The sequence below is a fragment of the Psychrobacter sp. UBA6291 genome (assembly GCF_002439405.1).
Taxonomy (GTDB): domain Bacteria; phylum Pseudomonadota; class Gammaproteobacteria; order Pseudomonadales; family Moraxellaceae; genus Psychrobacter; species Psychrobacter faecalis.
Map to the genome: position 1 here is coordinate 88,164 of NZ_DJUD01000073.1, position 10,491 is coordinate 98,654.

Annotated in this window: 6 protein-coding genes and 1 pseudogene; 2 read left to right on the forward strand and 5 right to left on the reverse strand. The window is 44.2% G+C overall.

The features are described 5' to 3' along the window. Positions 1 to 86: 86 nt before the first annotated feature. Complete coding sequence (locus B3R91_RS12695; RefSeq protein WP_286797964.1) at positions 87 to 422, reverse strand: c-type cytochrome; 336 nt, start codon at positions 420 to 422, stop codon at positions 87 to 89. A 396-nt stretch (positions 423 to 818) separates the two neighbouring features. Here B3R91_RS12695 and yihA point away from each other — a divergent pair, with 396 nt between their 5' ends. Beyond that, a complete protein-coding gene (gene yihA / locus B3R91_RS12700; RefSeq protein ID WP_286797965.1) occupies positions 819 to 1,559 on the forward strand; it encodes a ribosome biogenesis GTP-binding protein YihA/YsxC in 741 nt (246 codons plus the stop codon). Positions 1,560 to 1,716: 157 nt separating this feature from the next. Here yihA and B3R91_RS12705 read toward each other — a convergent pair whose 3' ends face one another. Both B3R91_RS12705 and B3R91_RS12710 read right to left on the reverse strand, forming a co-directional pair. After that, positions 1,717 to 2,427 (reverse strand): HAD-IA family hydrolase, encoded by a 711-nt coding sequence (locus tag B3R91_RS12705; RefSeq protein WP_286797966.1) that lies wholly within the window; start codon positions 2,425 to 2,427, stop codon positions 1,717 to 1,719. Positions 2,428 to 2,594: 167 nt separating this feature from the next. Next, a complete protein-coding gene (locus tag B3R91_RS12710) occupies positions 2,595 to 3,620 on the reverse strand; it encodes an RluA family pseudouridine synthase (protein ID WP_286797968.1) in 1,026 nt (341 codons plus the stop codon). A gap of 1,250 nt (positions 3,621 to 4,870) precedes the next feature. Between B3R91_RS12710 and B3R91_RS12715 the strand changes: the two genes are divergently transcribed. Continuing rightward, positions 4,871 to 9,157 carry an Rne/Rng family ribonuclease gene (locus B3R91_RS12715; protein WP_286797969.1) on the forward strand — a complete coding sequence of 1,429 codons (4,287 nt, stop codon included), beginning with the start codon at positions 4,871 to 4,873 and terminating at the stop codon, positions 9,155 to 9,157. Positions 9,158 to 9,362: 205 nt separating this feature from the next. Here B3R91_RS12715 and B3R91_RS12720 read toward each other — a convergent pair whose 3' ends face one another. Both B3R91_RS12720 and B3R91_RS12725 read right to left on the reverse strand, forming a co-directional pair. Next, positions 9,363 to 10,286: a DUF808 domain-containing protein gene (locus B3R91_RS12720; RefSeq protein WP_286797970.1), complete on the reverse strand. Its 924-nt coding sequence runs from the start codon at positions 10,284 to 10,286 to the stop codon at positions 9,363 to 9,365. A gap of 76 nt (positions 10,287 to 10,362) precedes the next feature. Next, positions 10,363 to 10,491, reverse strand: a pseudogene (locus tag B3R91_RS12725) (IS5/IS1182 family transposase); the annotation flags it as partial.

Genomic DNA, 10,491 nt, shown 5'->3' on the forward strand with positions numbered 1-10,491 from the left:
ACTCACCCTGCGCCTCGTACCATTTATCATTACATTTATCTAGCCATACAAAACTACTTACTGCTTGGCTATTTATTGTTCATTTACTACTTGCTCATATACTCGATAAGCTTGCGATAATCGTCATCGCTACAATCTTGGCATAGGCCGCCCGCTGGCATTTGAATCATGCCATTTTTGACAGACTTAACCAGCGCTGGCATACCTTTTTGTTTGATAAGCTGTTGCCATTTGGCACTATCGCCTTTTTTAATCGCATTGAGTGCACCACTATCGTGACAGGCGGCACATGAGTTATTATAGGATGTTGCAATATCGGCGGCGCCTGCACTACTGATCGTCGCCGTACCAATGATTAAAGCAGCACTACTGGCAGCTAAGAAACGATAGCTTTTAGCAAAAATGTCGGTGATTGAGAACATAAGACACCTCATATCTTTTTCATTCGCTTAAACCATAATTTTATTAAGCGTTTATCGTGCAATGGTCATTCACTTTATCTGACTAAAGATTGTAACAATATATGTCATATTAATATATATAAATATGGTTTAGCTTTGTTAACGATGTTTATTGGAATAAAAATCAGGGTTCAGACGCGTTTTTATTTACGGTTATGTTGTGATTATTATGAGGGTAATTACCTTTATTTCAATAACTAAGCGCTATAATAGTATAGAATAGGCGTTATCCTAAAATGCTCATATTATTAACGGCCTACTTTTGCCGCTCACCTATTTTTGGCTTTGCTTACTGCCCTATTTTATTCACAAACTTTTCACTACTGTATCTAATTTTTTAAGGTTAATGAGTCATTTATGAGTACCCCGTTTAAAGATGTCGCCGCCGAACATGCGGATTTTAATACCAAAGCCCGTCAGCGCATTCAGCAAACTGAATTTATGACGTCCGCGCCGACTTTTCGTCTTTGTCCGCCCGATGTTGGGCTCGAAGTAGCGTTTGCTGGTCGCTCGAACGCGGGAAAATCGTCCGCTATCAACGCCCTAACCAATCAGCGTCAACTGGCACGTTCGTCTAAAACGCCTGGGCGTACGCAGATGATTAACTTTTTTAGTATCGGCGATACCGATACGCGTTTGGTTGATTTGCCGGGTTATGGTTACGCGGCGGTGCCCCTTGAGATGAAAAAAGAATGGCAAGTTGAGCTTGAAGAATATCTGGTCTCACGCTCAAGTTTGGCAGGTTTGGTACTGATGACCGATATCCGTCATCCGCTTAAATTCTTTGATGAGCAAATGCTGCATTGGGCAAAGGATGGCGAGCTACCCGTGCATATTTTGCTCACCAAAGCCGATAAGCTTAAATATGGCGCGTCTAAAACTGCGCTGCTTAATACCCGTAAAAGACTCAAGCAGTTAGGTTTAGACTGCACGATACAGTTGTTTTCCGCATTAAGAAAAGAAGGTCTTGATGAGCTGGCAGGCGTCATGGGTAATTGGTACCAATATCAGACCAATGAGGATAAAAATGCTGAAGCGCCTGTTATTGAAAATCAAGAAAATAGAATAGAAACTAGCGACCAAGGCGTTGATAAGTAAAAAGATGCTGAATAGACTACCCAGTTTATTCAGTAGAAATTTCAAAAGGGTTTATCGTTGATAACGATAAACCCTTTTTTTATGGGTATTTTTTTGAAAAATCTATTTGTTAAGATTAAATGACGTTTTATTTACATACATAATTTACACGCACGATTTATGCACATAATAATGCCACTAATTCTTGCGGCGTGTCCACTTGATAAGTTGGCTGCTCGGCAGCAAGCTCGCTACTTGACGCTGTGCCATAACTAACGGCAATACTGGTCATACCCAAACGATTGGCCATTTGAATATCGTAAATACTGTCACCGATAAATACTGCCTGCGAGATTGGCTGGTTGGTGTAATCTAAAATATCGCGCAGCATTTGCGGATCAGGTTTGGAGCCGGATTCATCAGCACAGCGGGTGATTGCAAAATAATGATGACTGTCAGAGCCATCTAACACTCGATCCAACCCTCTTCTTTTCTTACCAGTGGCGACCGCAAGCTGCTTATCTTGCTGCTTTAACGTCAGGAGCATATTTTCAATAGGCGCAAAAAACGGCGTACGATGGCTGTTCGGAATATAGTATTCTGCATAGCTTTGCTGAATGGCGAGCTTTTGCGTATCGCTTGCTTGCGGATATAAAATCTCAATGCCGTACATTAAGCTCAGCCCGATAATGTCTTTGACGGCCTGATCGGTAGTCCTAAAGCCATGCGCCTCGCCCGCTATATGCATAGACTCAACGATTAGGCCAATCGAATCCATCAAGGTGCCATCCCAATCAAAAATGATCAGCTTTTTACCCGCTAAATGATGCTCGGCTGCTAACTCAGAAATATTGGTTGGCGCTGTTTTACTAGCGATAGATGCTGTCATGGTCTAACCCTTTAAAAATAACAAATGGCAAATATGAAAACGTCACAGGTACTTATTTGGCGAATGTATGCGCAAATAAGCAACTGTGACGATTGTGTTAAATAGTCATTTAAAAACTGCATTGACTATCAGTCTTTAAACAGCCTTTAAAAAGAAATTTTTAAAACTTATTCAGGCAGCTGAATATCTGCTGGTAACCAATCCATCATCTCATCTGGTAATGGCGCGGTAATGGCTTCATAGCCAGGAATATCTAAACGCCACGCATGTAAACACAAACGATGCACGCCCGATTTGTCATGCACATTGTATTTATCGTCACCTAATATAGCATGGCCGATATGCGCCAAATGTACGCGAATTTGATGGGTGCGACCGGTCAAAGGTTTTGCTTCAAGCAGGCTCACTGGCTGTTCATTTAAGGTAAAGCGACCATGCACAATGATATCTGTCTGGCTTTCTTTCGCCTGTGGGTCTTGCGCATCTACTTTTACGCGGCGCTCACCGCTAGCCAGCGTATAGCGCAGTAATGGCGCGTCGATACGCCGCTCATTGAGCGCAGGTTGACCTTTTGCTAGGCAAAGATAATGCTTTTGAATGGTTCTATCGACAAGATGCTGCTGGAGCACTTTCAACGCTGAGCGCTTTTTAGAAATCATCAGTAGACCTGAAGTATCTTTATCGATACGATGAATCAGCTCGAGATACTTTTTACCTGTTACTTCGCGCATGGCCTCGATAACACCAAAATCTAAACCACTGCCGCCATGCACAGCAATACCAGCAGGTTTATTGAGCACAATCAAACCTTCGTCTTCGTAGACCACACGCGCCAATAAGCTATTGGCAAATTCAGCGCTGATAATCGGTTTGTCACGGGTCGCGAGCTGTACAGGCGCAATACGCACCACGTCTTCACGCTGCAATCTGTCATGCGCTTTACAGCGTTTATTATTAACGCGCACTTCATCTGAGCGAATCATCTTGTAGATGTGGGATTTCGGCAAACCCTTTAGGCGATTGAGCAAAAAGTTATCCAAACGCTGGTCGTGCTGATGGCGCGTGACTTCAAGGTAATTGACCTTTTCAAAGTTACTGATTTCGTCATCGGCACTTTGAGGGCGCGTTTTGCTATTAAAGATAGCGGGCGCTTCGTGGATAGGCTGTTCGGTTGGCATTTTTGAGTTTGTCATTTTTAGTTAGGTATTTACACAAAGATTTGCTATAGTTTAGCATGTTGAGCGCCAATTAAGCAGAGGCTGCGACAATAATTCCTTGTTGTTACAGACAATATTGCGCCGTTGCTACTACTGGTTAGTCAGGCGATGGCCGTTATAAAGGTTGCCAAACTTGTGCGTTTCATCTGATTTTAAGGGTGTTATATCCCTTGATATACCCTATAATGCCCCATAAATTGTAAGAACAACGCTGATAATTATCTATATATAGGATGTATCAGTACCCAAAATTTTTAGTACAACGTTTTTTAGTAATATAGTTTTTTATCAAGACAAAACACGCTGATATTAAACGACATCGCTTTGATAAATTGGCTAACAACCATTTTATCGCGCGATAACAACATAACATTTACTCACTACCGCCTAACCACGACTTATTTTGATAATTATTTATCACGCATAACTAATTATCAGCCAGTCCTTTAGCGCACAGTTGAGCAAGTTTGGGTCGCTTAAAGCCAGAATCGAGCATCATTGATTGATTATCGATAGCTGCCTGAGTATTGGTGGTCAAACAGAGCACGCGAAGTAGGATAGACAAGAGACACCGCGCCGATAAGCCGGTCATTTATTCTGTTTGCCAAGTACGCCCCGCTGATGATTAGAGCAGCGCCACCTAGCTTTGAGTTACCCCAGATATTTTTGACGTGATAGCCAAAAGAACGATAAATAAAGAATGACCAATTGCTTTACCTAAAAGGATAACCGCTGCACGGTACTGTTTTATACACTAGCACTTACCGATAAAACAGTTCTTTATTAACAGCGCTATGATTGCTAGACCTTGATTGATTAATTGTGACAACACGATGCTTTTTTGGTAATTGTGACCTCTTATATCTCAGTCCTTATCCATCACTGCCCTTACAAGGTATGCGGATTAAACTTGGATAAATGACTGTCAAAAAGACCACAAACCCGCGCGTGCCTTAATCGTTAGACCAAGCCTACTCATAATATGATATAGATAGTAGCTTTACACCCTACATTTTCTATACGAACGTTACCGACATTAGCAGGATAAATGGCTAATACATTTTAGGTTAACAGCAGTGACGAAAAGCTCATGTGCTTGCCGATATTTCTGCTTTACGTTCTACCGCTCATTAACATCTACTCAGGTTGATTTACCCTTAACCGCACTTGCTCCCTTGCCCGAAAGCCTGCCCCGTCGTTGTTATGCGTACTCATAGGATTCAAACATGAAACGCATTTTAATCAACGCTACTCAAAACGAAGAAATTCGCGTTGCCCTTTGTAAAGGTAATCATCTTTACGATTTCGATTTAGAAAACCGTACCCGCGAGCAAAAAAAATCCAACATTTATAAAGGTCACGTCACCCGTGTCGAGCCATCGCTTGAAGCGGTATTTGTCGAATATGGCTCACAGCGCCAAGGCTTTTTGCCGATTCGTGAAATCTCTGCTGAATATCTAAGCGGCAATCCACGCGATGAAAACATCAAAAAACTAATCAAAGAGGGTGACGAGCTGATCGTCCAAGTCGAAAAAGAAGAGCGCGGCAATAAAGGTGCGGCTTTATCAACGTATGTATCTTTGGCAGGGCGTTATTTGGTATTGATGCCAAACAACCCTCGTGGCGGCGGTATTTCGCGTCAAATCTCGGGCAAATTGCGCGAAGATATGAAGCGCATGCTTGGTAATCTTGATTTGCCAAAAGGCATGAGCGTCATCATTCGTACTGCTGGTATTGGCAAGACCCAAGAAGATTTGCAACACGATTTAAATCACTTGCTTAATATCTGGCAAGCCATCCAAGAACAAAATCAAAAATATCCGTCACCGCGTTTGGTGCACCAAGAAGCAGGCGTCGTCACCCGTGCCGTGCGTGATTATCTACGCGATGATATTAGCGAGATTTGGATTGATAACGAAAACGCTTATATCGAAGCGGCCGGTTTTATCGATGCCGTGATGCCAAAACAAGCAGAAAAATTGCGTAAATATACCGATTATGAGCCGATGTTTTCGCGCTTTAATATCGAAAAGCAGATTGAAACAGCTTATCAGCGTGAAGTTCGCTTGCCATCAGGTGGCTCAATCGTTATTGACCAAACGGAAGCCTTAGTATCTATCGATATCAACTCAGCAAAATCAACCAAAGGCTCAGATGTTGCTGAAACTGCCTATCATACCAACCTAGAAGCTGCCGATGAGATTGCACGCCAGTTACGTCTGCGTGATATGGGCGGTTTGATTGTCATTGATTTCATCGATATGAATGACAATAAGCATCAAAAAGAAGTGGAAAAACGTCTGGTTGACGCGACCAAATACGACCGCGCGCGTGTACAGTTTGGTGATATTTCTAAATTTGGTTTGATGGAAATGAGCCGTCAGCGCCTGCGCCCATCGCTAGAAGAGTCGACCGGCTATATTTGCCCGCGTTGCCATGGCAATGGCATGATTCGTGATTTGCGCTCGCTATCATTGTCGATTATGCGTCAGATTGAACAAATTGCCCTAAAAGAACGTCAAGGCGAAGTGCAGGCTGAAGTACCAACTGATATTGCTGCGTTCTTATTAAACGAAAAGCGCGATAGCTTGGTTTATTTGGAGCAAGACAGCGGTACGCGTATCACGATTTTGCCGCACGCGCATTTAGAATCGCCAAACTTTAAGCTGCATTTTAATCGTGATGGCTTTGCGCCATCGAGCTATGAGCGTATCACTGATACCCAGCAGCAAGAGCACAGCGACCTAGGTTATAACGTCGATTGGCAGACCGCTGATTCAGTGCGCCCTGAGCAGCAGCCGACGCGTCAGCCTCGTCAAGTAGCTGATAATAGCAGCAATAAAAACAGTCAAACGACTCCTCGTGCCAACAGTCAGCAGAAAAACACGACCAGTCATAGCAATGACCATCGTAGCAATGCTAATGCTAATGCTAATGGCAGCAATGCTGCACCAGCACGTGCGCCGCAACCACAAACTCAATCACAAACTCAGTTACAAAACGCGCCAACTGTTGCGACTACCGCGGCGCCAGTAGCTTCACAAAACAATAACGCGACTGCTGCCCAACCGCAAGCAGTCGCTTGGTTATCGAATTTATTTGCCCAAGCGCCGCAAGCATCGACGACGCCTAAGGTCAGTAGTCGTGATGCTGCCGAAGCCATTGAAGCACTGGTAAATACGGGCGCTCAAAGTCTTGGTTCGTTTGGACAAATAGATAGCAGCGCTTTAGATGCTAACGCTCAAGCCACAGTAGCACCGCAAACGGCAAGCAATCAGCAGAACACTGAGCAACAGCTGAATACTAATCGTCAGCAAGCTGCTAATAGCAATACCGATGATAACAACGACGCTGAAGACAGAAGAAGACGTAAACCGCGTAAATCAAGACCTTCTAAAACGCGTCAAAGAAAAGAGCAGTCAGATGAGTCCAATGGTAATGCTGCTAGCAACAACGTAGACGACAGCCGCTCAACCGGCACTGACGACAAGCAGGCTGATAGTCAAGATAAACGTCAGCATGATAATCGCCGCTCTAATGACCGTAATCGTAACAACCGCCAAGACAGCGGTCGTAATGGACATGACAATAGCAATACCGAGCACAATGACGCTGCTAGGAAAGACGCTAATACAATAGATGAGCAAACGCGTGCCAAGCGTAAATCAAACAGTCAGCGCTCCTCACGCGGCAAAATTGAGCGCGGTGAGACGTTAAGTGCGAATAACGAGCATAGCAATAAAGAAACTAGTAACGGTAATGGCAAAAGCCAATCAAGCGCGCGCCGCAACCAAGACCCTAATGAAGTGGTATTACAGGTCAATGAAGCGTCTGCAGAGCTCAAGTCGCCAGAAGTTGTGCACTTGTCTTTAGATGATAGTAAATCTGTAGCAGCCACTCGCCAAGCGCCTGAAAAGCAAAGCGCTGAGAAAGCTATCAATGAAGCTGATAAGCAGAAAGCAAGTCAGGAAGACAGCACTGCGAAAAATGCAGATAAGCAGGAAGCCGTTGAGCAAATTACTGATAGTCAAGCTGCTAACAACCGCCGTGACTCGGTTGATAGCAGTCAAAAAACCAGTACGCAAACTGTGACTGCCGACGCTGCTAAAAGTGACAATCCTGCAAGTGGCGATGCAGTGATACCTGCAGCAAAAACGGATGAAACCAAGCTAAGCTCTACTGATGATAAAGTGCAAAAGTCTGACGCTAACTCTGTAGACGAGCGTAATGTCGAGGCTACACAACCAGCAGCAGAAAAATCATCAATGTCTAAAAGTCGTGATGCTGTCGAAACTAGCGGCAAAGATGACGATGTAGCACCTACTGAGAAAGCGCAGAAAACTGGTTCTAATGTTGATTTTAATACGGATGATACTGACAGTAGCAATCAAGCAGCGTTTGAACTTGACCATCAAGCTTTATTTGCCAAGCGTTATGTAACGGCTGAAAAGTTCGGTCAAGCCAGCAATGATCCACGCGTGGTTCGTCGTCAGCATGCTCAAGCCTCGACAACCACAACATCGGATAACCAATCGTCTGTGGTAAATGAGCAACGCGCTGTGAACGCTCCAGCTATCCGCGGCACGGTTGGCGAGTTTATCCGCGCAACCTTGCCAGAGGCGCCAGCGCGTTTAGCCGCTGAAGGCGTGATTAATTGCTTTAATGCGGCTATCGCTTTGCACCTAGAGCAAGCTAACGCTGTTAACGAAAAAGTAGATAGTAACAACGAGTCTAAAGTCGAGACTGGCGAAGCTGCCAAGCAAGATTTTGACTTTAGTAACTATGGCTACGAGCCTTTAGCAGCGGATTATCTCGCAAGCTTTGAGGCGATGACGCAAGCCGTCAGTCAGTTTGCTGCGGCGCAAGGTAAAACAGCCGTTGAGCCTCGCCCTATTAGCAAGCGGGCGAGCAACGACCCACGCGGTCAGCATCCTGACTATCAGGAGCCAGCTGCAACCACAGTCGCCGAAGCGCCTAAAAACGGCTCTCTAGCAGCCGACAGCGACGCTGACGTTGACGTTGACGCTCAGAATGTAGACGCCACTGCACTGGCCAATCAAAGTCAGACAGACGATGTCAGCGCCGATAGTGAAGAGTTGCTAAAAGTAGAGCAAGCGCTCGAAGCAGAAGACTCGGGGCAAACTGATGTTGATGCCGTAGAAGCGGACAAAGTTCAGACAGTAGATACTGAAGCTAAAGATGCTGATGGTGACTCTGATGTTGTGCAAAACGAAAACGAGCAAGCGTCTGAGTCAACTGAACAGCTATCTGAGCAAGCGACAAAAGAGGAAATTCAGGCGGCGAAGTCAAAAACGACCATCGCCAGTTATAAAAACATGATCGAAAATGTGGCTGAGCAATTACTACCACAAAAAGGCATGTTTAATTTAACCACGCCAAAAGTGCCAAAAGCGCGGACGCGTAAGCCGAAAGCGGAGCATAAAAAGCCGACGCAAGCGGAAAAATCAGAAACTGATGGCTCAGGCGCTGATGACTCCGATAGCGAAAGCTAATAGCCGTTATAAATGCTCTTTTATAAAATATCAAAGCCCCAAAGTTGTTAGCAACTTTGGGGCTTTTCTATGAATATAGCTTTATAACGATCTTTTAAAGTAGAAATATCCTAAAAACGCTAACGTATTGCTGATATCAATATTACTTTTCACACACTATATATCAATGCCAAGCTTTGATAAACAGAACTTTTGAGAAACAAAATTAATGGGCAGTAGGCTCATCTTGATGACGTATCTTATTGATAACCGTAAATAGCGCAACGATAGCCGCACCAATAATAAAGCCGATAACCCCATTTAATAAGGCAGTGGTAAAGCTCTCAAACACGCCAGTCAAATGCGCAATGTCCTCAACTTCATGGTGCAAAAAATTAATACCGTGTACCAAAATACCGCCACCAACTAAAAACATTGCTAGAGTACCAGCGATAGATAAAAACTTCATCAGTTTGGGTGCTGCCGCAAATAAAACCTTCCCGACTTTTTGAGTAAAATCGCCGTCTTTCTCCATCATATGCAGACCTAAGTCGTCGATTTTAACGATACCTGCGACCAAACCATAAATACCAACAGTAATACCGATGGCTAAAATAGAGAGCACCAAACTACGCTGCAACAACGTAGCAGTTGCCGTCGCACCTAGCGCAATGACAATAATTTCTGCCGATAAAATAAAATCAGTACGCACCGCCCCTTTGATTTTTTCTTTTTCAAAGGCGACCAAATCAACGTTTTGATCTGCGTTGGCTTGCCGACGGGCATTTTGCTCTTCATCATCTGGCAAGGCATGCGGCCAAAAGCGATGAATCACTTTTTCAGCGCCTTCATAAACCAAAAACAGGCCACCACACATCAGTAAAAAGGTGATTAAAGGCGGATAAATGGCGCTAATAAGGATAGCTGCTGGCACCAAAATAAGCTTATTAATAAACGAGCCTTTGGCGACCGCCCAAACGACTGGCAGTTCACGATTTGCTGTGACGCCGGTGACCTGCTCGGCATTCAACGCCAAATCATCACCCAATACCCCCGCGGTTTTTTTTGCGGCGACCTTCGTCATGACCGAAACGTCATCGAGTATCACACTGATATCATCAAGTAGGGTTAATAAACTGGCACCAGCCATAGGGTCTCCTTAGAAAGTTAGAAAGAAATTAGAAAGAAAATTTATTTTAATGGATAATTTAGGGTGTGTATAGAATTCAAATGAGTGGCAACCAGATAAAGACACAAGCAAGCACTACCGCTGCTGCATAGTTATCTTTGAGCTTATGATATCGCGTGGCAATGCCCCTAAAATGTTTCAACCTAGCAAAAGCGTTTTCTACCAA